Raw genomic sequence first — 17,824 nt, 5'->3', positions numbered from 1 at the left:
AAAAACTGCGGGCAGATAAATGTAATTAAATTTTTCTAAAAGATAGCAAAGGTAGGCGCATTTTCTGGCTCAAGCTGAAAAAATCTCAGCCAGAAAGCCGCAGTGCTGGCTTGAACCACATGGCAATCTTGCATAGCATGCAAACGTTGCCCAGCCAAAGAGTAGACCTGTGAAACTGATTGCACCGACACGCGCCGTTCCAACCCATATTATTTCCGGTTTTCTGGGAGCCGGGAAAACCACGCTGTTACAGCAATTGCTGCGTCAAAAGCCGGAGCAGGAAGTCTGGGCGGTGTTGATGAACGAATTTGGCCAGATCGGCATCGACCAGCAGATTTTGCCGCAAAGTGACGGTTTTGAAATTAAGGAACTGCTCGGTGGCTGTTTATGTTGCAGCAGCCAGTTACCAATGCAGATTGCCTTGTCACGCTTACTGGATGAAGCCAAGCCCGACCGGCTGTTTATTGAACCTACCGGATTGGGCCATCCGCTGCAATTACTGGAACAGCTGACCGAACCGCACTGGCACAGCCATCTGGATATGCGCGCCTTGGTCACGGTGGTGGATGGTTCACGTTTGCACGATGCCGACTGGACCCAGCAAAACCTGTATACCGACCAGTTAAAAGCCGCCCAGATTATTGTGATTTCACATCCGGATCAGATGCAGCCGGCAGATGAACAGGGCCTGGAAAAATTAAAACAGGAATATCAGGCCTATGCACCGCGCTGGCTAGCTGCTGAAAACGGTCAGCTGCCATTGGCTGAAATTGATCTGGCCCATGTCGGCATCCAGCGTAAAATCCAGCCTTTATTGCAGCTGCAACGCACACTGCCGGCACAGGCAGAGCTGCCGGAAATTAAACAGTTGCCCTATCATTATGTGGAAACGGCGCAGGGGTATTCGGTGGCCGGCTGGAAATTTTCCCGGCGCTGGCAATTTGACTTTTATGCATTGCTGGATCTGCTCTGTGAACAGCAGGACTGGTTGCGGATTAAAGCAATTTTTCACACCAATCAGGGCTGGAAAACCTTTAATTTCAATCCGCAGCAATTTAACTATCAGTCATCGCCCGAAAATACCGATAACCGGATCGAGCTGATTTATCGTAACGCCCGGGACTGGAGCGCGTTTGAGGAACAGCTGCTGGCCTGTCGCATTGACAATACTGCCTAGAATCTGTTCAGCACGGGGCAGCAAAATCCGATATGCTAGGCGCCAAATTTGAGGATCACGTGTATGGCGCTTAAAGCAACAATTTATAAAGCAGATTTAAATATTGCCAATATGGATGTGCATCAATATGGTGACTATCAGCTCACCATGGCCTTGCATCCGTCTGAAACCATCGAGCGCCTGATGGTGCGTATTCTGGCATTTGCCCGCTATGCCGATGAGGCACTGGAATTCACCAAAGACCTGTTTGAAACCGATGAGCCGGCGCTGTGGCAAAAAGATCTCACAGGTCAGCTAATAAACTGGATTGAAGTCGGCTGCCCGGATGAAGACAAGGTCAAAAAAGCCAGCGCCCGTTGCCAACAGGTGGCGGTGGTGGCCTATGGCAGCAATGTCGATGACTGGTATAAACGCTCCAGCAAGCTGAAAACCCTGAAAAATGTTCAGGTCTGGAAACTGTCTACCGCCACCACCGAAGCAATTCAGCAACTGTGTGAACGTACCATGCAGCTACAGTTAAATGTGATGGATGGCGAATGGACCTTAATTGGCGATCAGGCCCAGGCTGTGATTGAATGGGAACAGTTGCAGTAACCCATCCGGTTGCTGCTGTGGTGTCAGGTCAATAAACGGCTGCAATTTAGCGGCCTAAATTATGCAGCTGTCATCAATTCCTTTTATACTCATGCACAATTGATTTGGTTGAAGAGAGCAGACGCATGTCAAAAGAATTAGAAATTATTGATTTAAAAGTGGGTGAGGGCAAAGAAGCGGTCAAAGGCGCTTTAATTACCACTCACTATACCGGCTGGCTGGAAGATGGTACCAAGTTCGACTCTTCCATTGACCGCGGTAACTATTTTGAAACCGTGATTGGTACCGGCCGTGTGATTAAAGGTTGGGATCAGGGCATTCTCGGGATGAAAGTTGGCGGTAAGCGCAAGCTGATCGTGCCATCCCATTTGGCATATGGCGAGCGTAAAATTGGCAATATTATTCCGGCCAATTCCAACCTGATTTTTGAAATTGAATTATTTGACGTGAAAACCCGCGACGAATAAGCCTTCCACATTCCCTGACCGGAGAACAGGATGTCTCTGGTCGGCTTGTGCAAAAATAGTGCAAAAAGTAATTTGAAAGCCCTTCAATACACAGTACATTAAAATCATTCCTTTCCAATGTCTGCAGGGATTATCATTTTATTGGAACAGCGCGCGTACTTTCGGATTTCTCTCCTGTTGATGGCCTGGCTGTGTCTGTGTGCACTCAGCCTTGCTCCGGCGCGAGCACATCATTATGATTCCCCACCAGACTCCTATTATCAGCAGCAGCTGATTACGACCCTGCAGTTTAGTGAACGCTCCAGCACCAATTTGGATGGTTCGTGGCTGTTTTACAATCAGCAGTTTATTCAACAGCCCAGTGCAGTACTGACTGCAGAACGGGTGCATTTACCGGCTTCTTTTCAGCAACTGACTGGCCAAATGGAAGGCTATGGCACATTTATTGGGCATTTTCAGTTGCCAAAAGAGTTTGTCGGTCGCCGCATTGCGATCTGGATGCCTAGCCAGCAGGGTGCCTACCGGGTGTATTTAAATGGTGAGCCGCTGGCACGCGTGGGGGAAGCCGGTCCTGATGCTGCCCGCCATGAAAACGGCAATAGTCATCGGCTTGCCTATTTTATTGCCGACAGTGAATATTTTACCCTGGCGATTCAGGCCTCCAGTTTCCAGAACTTCAGGGGCGGGCTGGAACATTCAATAAAAATTGGACTTAGCCGTACCATAAACTACCAATACCAGCGCCTGATGATGAGCGTGGCCATGATCAGCGGTGGGGTGCTCGGGATTGGACTGTTTACCCTGGTCTTTTCCTTTTTCCGTGGGGTGATGCCGCCGAATGCACAAAGTGTGTTTGTATTTGGCATTTTTATTGTGTTTCTGGCGCTGCATAACCTGTTTGCAGCCCCGTATGCCTATACCGCCTTTACCGGCATCAACTGGATTTGGGGATTGCGGCTGCAATATCTGTTCAGCTTTCTGGCCATTTTATTTTTCTTGAGCTATATGTTCCTGTTTAACCAGCGTTATTTACATCGCTGGGTATATTGTGCTGCGCTGTTGCTCATTGCCATTAATCTGGTCGCTGCATTATGGGCACCGCCGATGGTGCTGGAACAGCTGGCGTTATGGAGTTCTTTATTCAGTCTGCTGGTACTGGTCAATTTTATCTACGGTTTTGCCGAAACTTTGCGGCAGAAACTGAGTTATTCCAAATTAACCGTATGTGCAGTGTTGCTGCTGTTTGGCAGCTTTATTCATGATCTGCTGCTGGCCTTAAACCTGATTGAATCAATTGCTTTATCGTTTATTTCTACCAGTCTGTATGCCTTGCTGATTATGCTGCAGCAGGCACGTAACTATGCGCGTGATACTGCCTATATTGAAAAACTGAATAACCGTTTGCTGAGCCTGAATAATTCGCTGGATGTTAAAGTCAAGGAACGTACCGCCCAGTTAAGTCAGTTAAATGCCAAGCTGGAATTGCAGGTAAAAATTGATGCGCTGACCGGTGCCTATAATCGCCGTGCCTTGAATGATGAAATCCTGCTACGTTTTGAGCAGACCTGTCAGCAGCCTGAATATACCCTGGCGTTTGTGATGCTGGATGTCGATTATTTTAAAAAATATAACGACCATTATGGCCACTTAAAAGGAGATCAGGTTTTGCAGCAGCTGGTGCTGATCTTAAATCGTGCCTTGCCTGAAAATGCCTTTGTGGCACGTTATGGCGGTGAAGAATTTGCCTTGATACTGCACAATGTCCCGATTGCCTTATTAGAGCCGATGATGGCACAGGTATTACAGGCGGTTCGTGCCGAGCAAATGCAGCACATTGCCCGTCAGGATACGAAAGACTATGTTACGGTCAGTATGGGCGTGGCCTGGATGACCGGCAAGCAGCCCTATGCCAGTGTACTGGAATTTATGAAAGCGGCCGATCAGCAGCTGTATCTGGCCAAAGAAGCCGGCCGGGATCAGTGCAGAATTGCCGGGCACTAAGCCAGAGAAAAAAATCTTTAGTCCAGATATTTGACCAGGGGAATATGTAAAACAGGTTCAATTGCCTGTGGCTGAATCTGAAAGCCATATTTTTGATAAAAGGGCAGCGCCGTGCGGGTGCTGGCCAGCACAATCCGTTTCATCTGGCGTTGCTGATAATAATGCAGCACTTCATTGAGCAGCAGCTTGCCAATACCGCGCTGCTGGACATCGGGCGCGACATAATTCATTAATACTTCACCCTGATCGCTGGCCAGAATAAAACCGACCACCTGATGCTGTAGCTCATACACCCAGCAGTTGTTATAGTGCATCAGTAACAGCAGATTTTCCTGATTTTTATTTTCGAGCAGGCGTTGAATCTTGATTTCACGATGTTGATGATCGAGGCTACAGGATCGGATACTGTCGTGCAAAACGCGAATAAGGCTCGGGACATCTTGAATTCGAGCGGATCTAATCATTGTGTTGGTAAAGGCAAACAAGCACCTATTTGAATGTAAATAAACCTTCAATAAAATGACAATCTTGTTGTGATTTACGCAGTTTTTTAGGCGTTGTGAGAATTTTTTATTGGGGGATTGATACTGTTTTGTGTCAAAATGAATAAAAAGACAGCAGTTTGGCAGCGCAGATGCGATGGGGGCATCTTGATGAGCGCATGGAATCATCCTCATCGTCAGGCATGATCCATCTGTAAGAGCGCTGAGATAAGAGACACGAGACCAAACGTTGGGAAATGAGAACCGAACCATTGAGGTAAGCGGGCTTATGGCAAAAATACTGGCAATCCTCCTGATTTTTCTGGTCTTTTATGCGCTGTGGAAAGTCATGATCAAAATCAGAATTAACCGTGCCTTTCAGAAACATCAGGCCGCCTATTGCAATATGGTGCAAGGCCCGATTAGCCAGAAATGCCCGCGACCGGTTGAAGAGGTGATTGAAGAAGTCGCTGCCTATGAACAGCAACTGTTTGATGATGTGGCGGACATCTTTATGCAGGACGCATTAGTTGTACAGCATAAAGAGGATGGCTCAATGCTGCAGGAACAGGTATTGCGTAAAATGCCGGCCAAAACCCAGACCCGGATTGCAGATACCGATCTGGGCGAATGGGCCATTTACTGGACCTTCTATGAGCAGTCGCTGGAATACTATGTGAGCCAGTACGGTATTTTTATCACCCATGTGGATCGGGAGGGCCGTGAAACCCAGCAGCGCCTGTCTTTACCGTCCTGATTACTTTGAAATGCTCACTTCGGTGTTTGCATCGGATGGCAGATATAGGTCAAACGTGGCCGCCACCTGATCCCAGATTTGTTCTGCGCCTTGGCGGAAATAGCCCATATGTCCAATCTGGCTTAAGCCAAACTGCTGCGGACTCAGGTTGATCATTTTCACTGAGGCATTGCAATAATGCTGCATAAAGGCATACCGGGAATTGGGTAAGGCCCAGTCATCATCCAGTGAAGAAGCGGCATAAATTGGGGTTTTGACCTGTGCATAACATTCAAACAGCGCCTGTTGTGCCGGGTCACCAAAAAAGTAAGTCGGATTTTTACACCATTTACGCCATTCCTGATATACGCCCAGCGGCAGGTCTGCGCCCATGTTCAGCTTGCTCCACGGCAAATAACCGGCCAGGGCCACCATTGGCGGGAAAATCAGGTTCCAGACAAATTGCACTTTAATTTTTTCTTTTAGTGGCATATAGCCATGCCAGCCGGCGCCGGTACCAAAACAGTACAGTGCCGTGACCTGCGCATGATTCGGTGCCAATCCCAGCGCTTGTCCGCCATAGGAATGACCGACCATAAATAGCGGCATCTGCTCACGTTTAAAATAGGCAATCGCACCGGCCAGATCCAGTTTGCCCCAATCCAGATAGGACATCTGAAAACCTTTCAGCCGTTTAGGTGCCGATTTGGCCACACCGCGATAATCAAAACACAGCACCTGATATTGATATTGGCTCATGTACTCGGCAAAGCGGCGATAAAAGGCTTGCGGCACACCGGTTGCACAGGCCACCAGCAGCTGCGCCTTAACTTGTGGCGGGGTATAACAGGTGCCGGTCAGCAGATAACCATCGCTGGCCGGGAAAGTAACGCTGCTGATTTCAAGCGGCGATGTGTGAATTGCAGAAGCAGTGGTGTTCATCCTGAACTCGTATATTTTTAGACTGGCTCTAGTTTGAATGTTGCAGAGGGGCAGTGTCAAAACTGGCGCGTTCATCGGCCAGAAGGTTTAAAATAAACAGCGATAGAAATAAACAGCAATAAAAGCAGGATGAGATAAGCCATGCTGATTGATTTTCGCCAGCAGCAACAGGCCAGGTTTGAACAGGTGGCACAGCGTCTGCAACAGGCCGCTGCCGAGGGCCTGCATTTTGATTCAGTCGCCGATTTTTATCAGTCGGGCTGGCTTGAGCAGTTTCCGGCCGGCATTCGCTGGTCGGTGACCGGACTGGATGATGGTGCTGAACAGTTTTATGGCCGGATTGATTATCTGGACTGTTTTGTCCGGATTGATGCCGGTGAGATGCTGCGGATTGAATATGGCCGACACCAGAACAATCCGACCACATTCAGCCAATGACAGCGCGTGCAGAATTCTTTTAAATAAACAGGCGATGAACCGGCTGCAACAGCAGGTTCCCCACCAAGAACAAGACCGAAGAAAAAGACAAAATCAGGGATCAACTATGGCGCATCAATTTACTGTCAATGCCACCATTCAGGGTGTTTCATTGAGCGAATTCAAACAGCTGGCTGCAAATACCGCATTACATGAAAATGTGTGCAAACGCATTCCGGGGGAAAATCTGGAGATTCTGGAATCGCAGATCCAAGGTGATATTTACACCTTGCGCCGTGCCTATAACCTGGATGTGAATATTCCAGACATCGCCAAAAAACTGCTAAAAGATGCTTTTCGTTTAAAGCGCACCGATGTCACCAATCTGAGTGCATTGACCTCGACCATTGATTTAGGTGCGAACTTACCCTTAGAGGCCCGCTGCGCACGTTCGGTGACAGGCAATGATCAGCAGGTTCAGATCCAGCTGAACTGGACAGTAAAAGTGAAAGTGCCGTTAATTGGCGGGATGCTGGAAAAACATGCAGAAGGTGAAATTCGCCGCTTTAGCGAAGTGGAAATTAATATTGTTGAAGATGAACTCAAGAAGAATTTAAAAAGTTAAAATCTGCACATCTTTGTATAAAAAGCCCGGATGAATCCGGGCTCTTTTGTTTTGAGGTGGATTAAACCGAAGATCGGGCACGCTCAAAGCGCTGCTGATAAAACCAGGCGGTTATAAACGCCACCAGACACACCACCCAGATATAATATAGCGCGCCAATATTGCTATACAGGCTTAGCCACTGCACCAGCGGTAAGGTGATGCCACCGGCAATGGCATAAGCCACATTATAAGAAAATGAAATACCGGAAAAACGGATTTGTGCCGGGAACATTTTTACCATGCTATATGACACCATCCCGACTGTTCCAGAGGCCAGACCCAAGAGCATATACAGCATAAAGATTGTTGATGCTTCAACATGGCCCAGGCTGTTATAGAACAGTGAGGCAATTGCAGCGACCAGCAGGGAGCCGAATAAAATAACGCGGCCAGCACCAAAACGGTCGGCCAGTAGCCCGGCCACAATACAGCCAATCATCTGCATGACAATGGCGGCACTTTGCATTTTAAAGGCATCGGCGCGGTCAAAACCAAATGCACCGACCAGCAGATTTGGCATGGCCAAAATCAGCACCACCACACAGGCGGTCAGGAACCAGGTAAAGAACATGCCCATCACCACACCGCTACGATGCTGCGCCAGCACCTGTTTCACTGGTAATTCCTTGGCCAGTTCCTTGCGTGCCTGCATGGCTTTAAATACCGGGGTTTCATGTAAATAACTGCGTAAATACAGCGCTACCAGACCAAAAATCCCACCAACAATAAACGGAATACGCCATGCCCAGTCCTGAATTTCGGCTGCAGTAAATTGCAGTGAAATAAACAGCGACATTAACGCACCGAGTAAAATCCCCAAGGATAAGCCGGCGGTCAGCAGTCCATTGGCAAAACCAATTCTTTTTTCTGGCACATGCTCGGAAACAAAGGTCCAGGCCGCAGGAATTTCACCACCAATGGCAATGCCTTGTACCACGCGCATTAGCAGTAACAATAATGGCGCGGCATAACCAATGCTTTCAAAGGTCGGCATGATGCCAATAAACAGCGTGGGTAGGGCCATCAATAAAATCGACAGGCTAAACAGTCGCTTACGGCCAATTAAATCGCCAAAATGCGCCATCACCACACCGCCGAGTGGACGGAAAAAATAACCGGCTGCAAAAATCCCATAGGTATTCAGCATGGCCCAAAATGGACTGAGTGTGCTTGGGAAAAACAGATCGGAAATAATTTTGGCGTAAAAGACATAAATGACAAAGTCATAAAATTCGAGTGCACCGCCGAGTGAGGACAGGCCAAGTGTGCGTTTGTCTTCGCGGCTTAAACGGGGAGTAGCATCCATGCGTATCTTCTGACAGGATTAAAAACAGGAACCGTAATTTTAAAGAAGAGCTATAGCTATGAATAATCAAACTTTATTTGGGAAAAATAAACTAATAGTTATAAAAGTCTGCACGTGTGGATGATTGTTATTGTTGCCAGTGCAGCTGGTTGTGGCCCAGATTTTTGGCCTGATATAGCAATAAATCGGCCTGCTGCGCGGCCTGAGAAAACTCATCAAAGTGCTGGAAAAAGCTGATGCCGAAACTGCCGGTCATTGAAATGACCTGACCACTCTGAATCAGTGGTGTGGTTTCGATGCCGCTGCGAATCCGTTCTGCCACCTGAATTGCGATATCCAGCGGGGTATCTTGCAGTAAAATCAGAAATTCTTCACCGCCCATCCGGCAGATTTCATCGTATTTGCGTACCGCTTTGCTGATAATTTCGGTGACATGCTGTAGCGCGACATCGCCAACCTTATGGCCATATTGATCATTAATCTGCTTAAAAAAGTCCAGATCACACAGAATAATCGCATTCTGTCTGGAACGGCTGTGCTGTTTTAAGCGTTTCAGCCGTTCCTCCAGCGCCCGGCGATTCAGCAAGCCGGTTAATGGATCAAGATTCCGTTCTTTTTGCAGCTGCTGGAAAATATCCTGATAGGCACTATGAAACAGCAGCCCGGCCATCAGCAGGCTCAGGCAGAGAATAATCAGCTGGGTGCCGGCAGCGACCAAGTTGTTACTTAAAATCTGGTTGGTCGGCTGTAATACCACAAACAGATACAGGGTGCGCAGCGCAATCACCGCGCTTAACAGCAACAGTGACAGGCGTAACAGGCGATCCAGTTTCTGCTTGAGCTTGACCTGATATAAAGCCTTTAAATTATGCGAAAAAATCAGGGTAATGGTGATGGTCAGCACCAGCATCCGCTGTGCATATTGCTCATCAAACACCGAAAAATACACATAAATTGACTCGGCAATGGTAATTAGCACCAGCAGAAATGCCCAGCGCGTGGTGACATTCAGCCGTAAATGAATGGCATGGGTGAACATCGCACAGCTGATAAACAGCAGCGTGGACGGAATAAAGCTAAAGGTCGGCAACACTTGGGCGGAGACCACAGTAATGATCAGTACGGCCAGACCCGTACACAAGGTCGATGCGGCATACTACAGAAAATAGGTGGGAATCGGTTGGAACAGCCGCAGCAGCAGAATGACGCTGCCAAAGGCCATCATAAACAGCGGGATTAGCACACTGTAGAGGGAGAAATTTTCGGCTAACATGAACAAATTGCAGGTAAGTCAAAAAATCGCGCCATCATAGCAGCTTCTCCCAGACAGTGATCTAAAAAAGTGCACAATCTTGAACGCATAATTGAATCAAGAAGATTTAGAAAAGCGATGCGTGTAGCGATGCTGTAACTGCCGGGCCAAAACGTGCCGGCTTGCGGTATAAAATAAAGTTGCCATCTACAACAATGATAATGCCCAAAGAAGGACCCACCCTATGCAAACGCCTGTTCCAGATTATTTAAAGCATGTTTTGTCACAATGTCAGCGCAATGTGGGCGGGCAGCTGGCCGATTATATTCCGGAACTGGCACAGGCTGATCCTAACAAGCTGGCGCTGGCCCTGTCCACCGCAGATGGCATGATCTATTCCAGCGGTGATGATGGTCATGAATTTACCATCCAGTCCATGTCCAAACCCTTTGCCTATGCACTGGTGCTGGAGCAGTTGGGCATTGAAGAAGTTTTGCAAAAAGTAGGTGTTGAACCCTCCGGAGAAGCCTTTAACCAGATTTCCTTAGACAAAGAACTGAATATTCCGAAAAACCCGATGATCAACTCGGGGGCGATTACCACCCATTCATTAATTCAAACTACGGCTGGCATTTCACGGGCCGAGCAGCTGCGCCGTTTTTTAAGTGAACTGGCCGGACGGGAATTAAGTTTTGATGAGCAGGTCTATACCTCCGAAATGAAGACCGCATTCCGGAACCTGTCGATTGGCTATATGTTGCGTACTGTCGGTGCACTGGACACTGACCCGGTCGAGATTGTGAATGGGTATATCCAGCAGTGTGCAATTAAGGTCACGGTTAAGGATTTGGCACACATTGCCAGTGTCTTGGCCAATGGCGGCCTACATCCGAAAACGGGCGAATGTTTACTGGATCGGGCCGTGGTGCGGCAGGTGTTAAGCGTGATGCTGAGCTGTGGTATGTATGATGCTGCCGGAGACTGGCTCACGACAGTGGGGATTCCGGCCAAAAGTGGCGTTTCAGGTGGGATTATTGGTGTGCTGCCGGGTCAGGTCGGTATTGCGGTATTTTCACCGCGCGTAGATGAACATGGTAACAGTGTCCGCGGGATTAATATTTTCGAGCGCTTATCTGCCGATATGGGCCTGCATCTGATGGAAGGGACGCCTTCCGCACAAACCATTATTCAAAGCTGTTATTGGGCTGGCAAAAATGATGATGTTCGCGTCTATGAACTGCGTGGGGTGTTGCAGTTTACCGAGTCAGAAATGTTGCTGCGCAATTTACAGGAAGAGCCACCGGGTGATACGACGATTGTACTCGATCTGACCAACCTCACCTTAATTCATGATGTGGGTGCACGGATGCTGTTTGAAGGAGTAGAGCGTTTGCAGCAAGATGGACATCGTGTGGTGGTGGTTGATTCGGAAGGACTGTTAAGTCAAACGCAAATTCAGAAGCATGCAGCGGTGCTGGTTCAGGAAGAGCTAGAGCGTTATTTGCAACAGTATGAATGAGGAAAGGGCCTCTCCTTCAACTTTTCTGGCGCTTTGTTTTAAATACCTCTCCCTGACCCTCTCCTGAGAGGCAGAGGGGGAACTTTACGCGAATTTGGTGGTGGTTTTGAATTCGTAATTCATTTAATCACATGACAAAGTCCCCCTTTGAAAAAGGGGGATTTAGGGGGATTTTTAGTTCCCCCTTTAATAAAGAGGACTAGAGAGATTCTTAAGAAATCGAATCATCCAAATTTGGCGCTAACCAACGTTTCGCTTCATCCAGTGTCCAACCTTTACGCTGCGCATAATCTTCAAGCTGGTCGCCTGCGATTTTACCCACGTTAAAGTACTGGCTTTCAGGGTTGGCATAGTAGAAACCACTGACTGATGAAGGTGGCCACATCGCAAAGCTGCTGGTCAGTTGCGTACCAATCTTGTCAGTTGAGCCTAACCAGTCAAATAAAGGCGCTTTTTCAGAGTGCTCTGGGCAAGCAGGGTAGCCCGGTGCAGGACGAATCCCGACATACTTCTCTTTAATCAGCTCTTCATTTGACAGTTGTTCATTGGCCTGATAGCCCCAGAACTCTTTACGGATACGTTCATGCAAATGCTCGGCAAAGGCTTCGGCAAAACGGTCACCTAAAGACTGTACCAGAATGGCATTGTAGTCATCGCCTTTGGCTTTGTACTCATTGGCCATTTCTTCTGCACCAAAGATCGACACGGTAAAGCCACCTAAATAGTCTTCCGCTTCACCTTTTGGCGCGACAAAATCGGCCAGTGACAGGTTCGGTTTGCCAGTGACTTTGTCTGACTGCTGACGAACGTGCTGGAAAGTATGCGTGACATGCGTACCTGTTGCATCATACACTTCGACTGAATCTGCACCGGAACGGTTGGCCGGATACAGGCCAAATACCGCGCGCGCATCAAAGCGTTTATTGTCGATAATATCTTTCAGCATCGCCTGCGCCTGATTGTATAAGTCGGTCGCTGCTTCACCCACCACTTCATCGGTCAGGATGGCGGGGAATTTACCGGCCAGACTCCATGAAATAAAGAATGGCGTCCAGTCAAAATATTCAACCAGTGTTTCCAGCGGATAGTTGGTCAGGGTCTGGGTACCAATAAAGTTTGGTTTTACCGGTGTATTGGCTTTAAAGTCAATTTTCAGGCCGTTTTCAATTGATTCTGCATAAGACAGTTTCGCCGCTTTCGGCTGCTTGTTGGCAATCCGCTCACGTACTTTGGCATATTCAGCACGGGTGTCTGCTACAAAGGCTGGTTTCATCTCTTGTGACAGCAGGGTAGTTGCAACACCAACAGCACGTGAAGCATCAGCCACATAAATCACCGCATCATTGGAATATTGTGGATCAATTTTCACAGCAGTATGCGCTTTCGAGGTGGTCGCACCGCCAATCATCAATGGAATATTGAAGCCTTTACGCTGCATTTCTTTGGCCACAAAGACCATTTCATCCAAAGATGGAGTGATCAGACCCGACAGGCCAATAATATCGACTTTTTCATCAATCGCGGTTTGCAGGATTTTCTCTGCCGGTACCATCACGCCTAGGTCAATAATGTCATAGCCGTTACAGCCCAAGACCACACCGACAATATTTTTACCAATATCGTGGACATCGCCTTTTACCGTGGCCATCAGCACTTTACCTTTGGACTCGCCCACAGTTTTTTCTGCTTCGATGTACGGGTTTAACCAGGCCACCGCCTGTTTCATCACACGGGCCGATTTCACTACTTGCGGCAGGAACATTTTACCGGCACCAAACAGATCGCCGACCACGTTCATACCGTCCATGAGTGGACCTTCAATCACATCTAGCGGACGTTTGGCTTTTAAGCGGGCTTCTTCGGTGTCTTCATTAATAAAGGTGGTAATTCCTTTGACCAGCGCATATTCCAGACGTTTTTCCACCGGCTGGTTACGCCATTCCAGGTTTTCTTCTTCTTTTTTAACGCCCGACTGACCGCGATATTTTTCCGCGACTTCCAGCAGTTTTTCCGTAGCATCCTGACCGCTGGTACCCTGATTCTGGTTCAGAATCACGTTCTCAACCGCATCTTTCAGTTCCGGGTCAATATCATCATAAATGGCTAGCTGACCAGCGTTTACAATACCCATGGTCAGGCCCTGTTTAATCGCATAGTACAGGAACACGGCATGAATTGCTTCACGCACTGGCTCATTACCACGGAAAGAGAACGACACGTTAGAAATACCGCCAGAAATCATGGCATGTGGCAGATTCTGTTTAATCCAGCCCGTCGCTTCAATGAAATCTACCGCATAGTTGTTGTGTTCTTCAATACCGGTTGCAACCGCAAACACGTTCGGGTCAAAGATAATATCTTCAGCCGGGAAGCCCACGTCATTGACCAGCACATCATAAGAACGTTTACAGATTTCTTTTTTACGTGCGGCAGTATCGGCCTGACCATTTTCATCAAAGGCCATCACAATCACGGCAGCACCATACTGACGGCATAGACGCGCTTTTTCGACAAACTCGTCATAACCTTCTTTCAGGGAAATCGAGTTGACGACAGCTTTACCTTGTACACATTTCAGACCGGCTTCAATAATTTCCCATTTAGATGAGTCAATCATGATTGGCACACGGGAAATGTCCGGCTCAGAGGCCACCAGATTCAGGAAGTGCACCATCGCGCCCTGTGAATCGAGCATGCCTTCATCCATGTTGATGTCGATGACCTGTGCACCGCTTTCAACCTGTTGACGGGCCACATCCAGCGCTTCGGCAAAGTTTTCTTCACGAATCAGGCGCAGGAATTTTTTCGAACCGGTGACGTTGGTCCGTTCACCGACGTTCACGAACAAGGAATCTTTGGTGATGTTAAATGGCTCTAAACCACTTAAACGGCAGGCAGGTTCAATTTCTGGCAGTTGACGCGGTGCAATACCTTCTACCGCCTGCGCAATGGCACGGATATGATCCGGCGTGGTGCCACAGCAACCACCGGTAATATTAATTAGACCGCTTTCGGCAAATTCTTTTAAGAAGGCAGCAGTTTGTTCCGGGGTTTCATCATAACCGCCAAAGGCATTTGGCAAGCCGGCATTCGGGTGTGCAGAAACAAAGACATCGGCCACATCGGATACGGTTTTTACGTGTGGACGCATGGCATCTGCACCTAAGGCACAGTTAAAGCCAATAGAGAGTAAATCACCATGACGCACCGAGTTCCAGAACGCTTCGGCAGTCTGGCCGGTTAAGGTACGGCCTGAGGCATCGGTGATGGTGCCGGAAATCATCAGCGGTAATTCGCGGCCCAGCTGTTTAAAGACTTCTTTTACCGCAAAAATTGCCGCTTTACAGTTCAGGGTATCGAAAACGGTTTCAATCAGCAGAATATCGGCACCGCCTTCAATCAGGGCGTGCGCAGCTTCAATATAGTTTTCTTTGAGTTCATCAAAAGTGATATTACGAAATGCCGGATCATTCACGTTTGGTGAAATTGAACAGGTGCGTGAGGTTGGCCCCAAGACACCCGCCACAAAACGTGGTTTTTCCGGTGTTGAATATTTTTCACAGGCAGCTTTGGCCAGACGCGCAGCTTCACGGTTAATTTCCGGAACCAGCGTTTCCATGTGGTAATCCGCCATGGAAACACGTGTGCCGTTAAAGCTGTTGGTTTCAATAATATCGGCGCCGGCATCTAGGTAGGCTTCATGAATGCCTTGAATAATCTGCGGCTGGGTCAGTACCAGCAGGTCATTGTTGCCTTTCAGGTCATAGGCCCAGTCAGCAAAACGCTCACCACGATAATCGGCTTCTTCCAATTTATGGCGTTGGATCATGGTACCCATAGCACCATCAATAATTAAAATTCTTTTGGCAAGAAGTTCTTTCAGGGTAGCAAGCGTGGACATAAAAAACCCTTGTTTTGATGAATCAGAAATGCGCAATATTTTAGCAGAGTTCGACTGCTTTTTTCCGTAATTGATGGGATGGAACGGAACTTTGTGGCATCTTTGCTGAAAAAGTATACGTTTTTATGGGCTTATTTTGAAAATATACACATCGTTATAAATAAATCATTGTAAGGATTCATAAAATTGTCATATAGCTATGGCAGCATGAGAAGGTCTAAAAATGGGCCGGGTTTTACTGTGCTTGTAATATTTCAAGGTCATCAAAGATGACAGCAATGACAGAAAACCGGATGAAGATGAGATGGTGGTTTATAAGTTTTTGATTTATTTTGAATAGTTTGATTTTTTGTCTATAAAATTATCAGGAAATTGTGGCAAATAAAGTAGAAAAATTACTTTATTTGACCTGCTTTTGTCATATAATTGTCACAATTTAACTGAACAATAAGGGGATTTTGTATCCTCTTTTCCTGCTTGCATGAATTCTAATCAAACTCCCGTAGATTCAGCACACCAGTCGGCTCCGAAAAAGTCGACCAATGTTCATGTGCCAACACCGAAATTCTTTATGCCGGTGTTTCTAACGCTTATTATTTCAACGCTTATTTATATTGGCTTTCAATTATCGGCAGATTTATCGCATGTTCCGGCGCTTAGCCTGTATTCGGTGATTCTGCTGGCCACCGCTTTATTTATTGCGCTGGGCTTTGAATTTGTTAACGGTTTCCATGACACCGCCAACGCGGTGGCTACGGTCATTTATACCAATGCCTTGTCTGCACCAGTTGCGGTAATGTGGGCAGGTTTCTGTAACTTCCTTGGGGTGATGGTCGCCAGTGGTGCCGTAGCCTACGGTATTATTGCCTTACTACCGGTCGAGCTGATCATGAATGTTGGCTCAGGCGCAGGTTTTGCCATGGTCTTTGCCATGCTGATTGCGGCCATTCTCTGGAACTTAGGCACCTGGTTCCTCGGTATTCCGGCTTCAAGTTCGCATACCTTAATTGGTTCCATTCTGGGTGTGGGAATTATGAACTACATCCTCAATGCGGGCGCTGGTGCATCCGGCGTGGATATGGAACAGGTGATGAAAGTCGGTAAGGCTTTACTGTTCTCGCCATTAATTGGTTTTGCCTTTGCTGCCGTACTGTTCCTGCTGGTGAAAAAGATTTTCAAACGTCAGCTGGAACTGTTCCAGCCGCCTGAAGGCAACAAACCGCCACCACCATTAATCCGTGCCATCCTGATCTTTACCTGTACTGGGGTGAGCTTTGCCCACGGTTCTAATGACGGTCAGAAAGGCATGGGCTTAATCATGCTGATCCTGATTGGGATTGTGCCATTGGCTTATTCCTTGAATAAGGAACTGGACAACCAGCATATTCAGTCTTTCCAGCAATTGTCGACGCAAACCGCGTCTGCAATTTATGCCAACCATACCGATATTCCGGATGCGCAGGCCCGTGAAGTAATCACCAAGTACATCCAGACCAAGGAAATCACCCCGGAAGTGGTACCGGCTTTGGCCAGTTTGACTGATCATTTAGGTGAGCGCGTGGGTCAATACGGCGACTTGAAAAATATTCCGGAAGCAGAAGTGGCAGCATTGCGTAATGATATGTACCTCAGCACCACGTCATTCAAGCGTCTGGATAAAGCGGAAGCTTTACCTGCCATGAGCAAGGAACAGGAAAAAGTGGTCGATGATTACCGTGACCATCTCGATTCCTTCCTGCAATATATTCCAACCTGGGTTAAAGTTGCGGTGGCACTGGCACTGGGCTTAGGAACCATGGTCGGCTGGAAGCGTATTGTGGTCACCGTGGGTGAACGGATTGGTAAACAGCACATGACTTATGGTCAGGGTATGTCAGCCGAGCTGGTGGCGATGTCGACCATTGCTGCAGCAGATGGCTTTGGTATGCCGGTATCGACCACGCATGTCTTGAACAGTGCGGTGGCCGGGACCATGGTGGCGAATAAATCTGGCCTGAATTTCCAGATGGTTAAAACCATTCTATCGGCGTGGATTTTCACCTTGCCTGCAACCATCTGTTTATCGGGTGGCCTGTTCTGGTTATTCCTGAAAGTATTCTAAGCCGGTTCATCCGCAATAAAAAACGCTGCCTGGGCAGCGTTTTTTTATATCTGTAGATGAAACAGATGATCCAAATGCTAAGTCGTGACGTCCTTTATTTTTTAGATAGACAGCAAATCTACAATGCATTCTCTCAAGGGGTGAGGGCTGGGGGGTAAGGAAATAGCCTAAGCAATATCAAAGCTTCTCTTTCTTTAATGAACCTATCCACTCTTTTATCTTTCAGGTAGACAGCAGGTCTCTAAAAAAATCTCCCTCTCCG

General features: G+C 47.6%; 14 protein-coding genes. 9 read left to right on the top strand and 5 right to left on the bottom strand.

Going from position 1 to position 17,824, the window contains the following annotated elements; translation table 11 throughout:
• Nucleotides 1–169 precede the first annotated feature (169 nt).
• The 4 genes from ACVLR6_RS10395 to ACVLR6_RS10380 all read left to right on the top strand — a co-directional run bounded on the left by ACVLR6_RS10395 (nt 170) and on the right by ACVLR6_RS10380 (nt 4,239).
• Entirely contained in the window at nt 170–1,177 is a 1,008-nt protein-coding gene (locus ACVLR6_RS10395; protein WP_104471181.1) for a CobW family GTP-binding protein, read from the top strand.
• Nucleotides 1,178–1,240: 63 nt separating this feature from the next.
• Entirely contained in the window at nt 1,241–1,771 is a 531-nt protein-coding gene (locus ACVLR6_RS10390) for a YaeQ family protein (protein ID WP_016659315.1), read from the top strand.
• A gap of 125 nt (nt 1,772–1,896) precedes the next feature.
• Nucleotides 1,897–2,238 carry an FKBP-type peptidyl-prolyl cis-trans isomerase gene (locus ACVLR6_RS10385; protein WP_005179461.1) on the top strand — a complete coding sequence of 114 codons (342 nt, stop codon included), beginning with the start codon at nt 1,897–1,899 and terminating at the stop codon, nt 2,236–2,238.
• A gap of 117 nt (nt 2,239–2,355) precedes the next feature.
• Nucleotides 2,356–4,239, top strand: coding sequence for a diguanylate cyclase domain-containing protein (locus ACVLR6_RS10380; RefSeq protein ID WP_455995137.1), 1,884 nt, complete (start codon nt 2,356–2,358; stop codon nt 4,237–4,239).
• A 17-nt stretch (nt 4,240–4,256) separates the two neighbouring features.
• On the opposite strand, the gene ACVLR6_RS10375 is transcribed toward ACVLR6_RS10380, so the two are convergent.
• The gene (locus ACVLR6_RS10375; protein ID WP_228148571.1) at nt 4,257–4,655 is read right to left on the bottom strand and encodes a GNAT family N-acetyltransferase; all 399 of its coding nucleotides are present in this window, start codon (nt 4,653–4,655) and stop codon (nt 4,257–4,259) included.
• Between the two features lie 355 nt (nt 4,656–5,010).
• Between ACVLR6_RS10375 and ACVLR6_RS10370 the strand changes: the two genes are divergently transcribed.
• Complete coding sequence (locus tag ACVLR6_RS10370; RefSeq protein ID WP_286426796.1) at nt 5,011–5,478, top strand: hypothetical protein; 468 nt, start codon at nt 5,011–5,013, stop codon at nt 5,476–5,478.
• Here ACVLR6_RS10370 and ACVLR6_RS10365 read toward each other — a convergent pair whose 3' ends face one another.
• Nucleotides 5,479–6,399 (bottom strand): alpha/beta hydrolase family protein, encoded by a 921-nt coding sequence (locus tag ACVLR6_RS10365; RefSeq protein ID WP_163170307.1) that lies wholly within the window; start codon nt 6,397–6,399, stop codon nt 5,479–5,481.
• Nucleotides 6,400–6,540: 141 nt separating this feature from the next.
• Here ACVLR6_RS10365 and ACVLR6_RS10360 point away from each other — a divergent pair, with 141 nt between their 5' ends.
• Entirely contained in the window at nt 6,541–6,837 is a 297-nt protein-coding gene (locus ACVLR6_RS10360) for a hypothetical protein (protein WP_455995136.1), read from the top strand.
• Nucleotides 6,838–6,943: 106 nt separating this feature from the next.
• Complete coding sequence (locus ACVLR6_RS10355; RefSeq protein ID WP_016659309.1) at nt 6,944–7,441, top strand: DUF2505 family protein; 498 nt, start codon at nt 6,944–6,946, stop codon at nt 7,439–7,441.
• Nucleotides 7,442–7,502: 61 nt separating this feature from the next.
• Here ACVLR6_RS10355 and ACVLR6_RS10350 read toward each other — a convergent pair whose 3' ends face one another.
• Together ACVLR6_RS10350 and ACVLR6_RS10345 are read right to left on the bottom strand one after the other, a co-directional pair.
• On the bottom strand, nt 7,503–8,789 hold the full coding sequence (locus tag ACVLR6_RS10350; protein WP_005179439.1) for an MFS transporter: 1,287 nt from the start codon (nt 8,787–8,789) through the stop codon (nt 7,503–7,505).
• Nucleotides 8,790–8,916: 127 nt separating this feature from the next.
• On the bottom strand, nt 8,917–9,930 hold the full coding sequence (locus ACVLR6_RS10345) for a GGDEF domain-containing protein (RefSeq protein WP_455995135.1): 1,014 nt from the start codon (nt 9,928–9,930) through the stop codon (nt 8,917–8,919).
• A gap of 355 nt (nt 9,931–10,285) precedes the next feature.
• Between ACVLR6_RS10345 and ACVLR6_RS10340 the strand changes: the two genes are divergently transcribed.
• On the top strand, nt 10,286–11,560 hold the full coding sequence (locus ACVLR6_RS10340) for a glutaminase (RefSeq protein WP_455995134.1): 1,275 nt from the start codon (nt 10,286–10,288) through the stop codon (nt 11,558–11,560).
• 211 nt (nt 11,561–11,771) lie between these two features.
• Here the strand turns inward: ACVLR6_RS10340 and metH are convergent, their stop codons facing one another.
• Nucleotides 11,772–15,461 carry a methionine synthase gene (gene metH, locus ACVLR6_RS10335; RefSeq protein ID WP_168390106.1) on the bottom strand — a complete coding sequence of 1,230 codons (3,690 nt, stop codon included), beginning with the start codon at nt 15,459–15,461 and terminating at the stop codon, nt 11,772–11,774.
• A gap of 481 nt (nt 15,462–15,942) precedes the next feature.
• Between metH and ACVLR6_RS10330 the strand changes: the two genes are divergently transcribed.
• A complete protein-coding gene (locus ACVLR6_RS10330; RefSeq protein ID WP_005179429.1) occupies nt 15,943–17,562 on the top strand; it encodes an inorganic phosphate transporter in 1,620 nt (539 codons plus the stop codon).
• The last annotated feature ends 262 nt before the right edge of the window (nt 17,563–17,824 follow it).

The sequence above is a fragment of the Acinetobacter sp. T63 genome, from assembly GCF_053852345.1.
The sequence above is the reverse complement of the archived record's forward strand: the minus strand, read 5'-3'. Positions and strand labels throughout refer to the sequence as shown.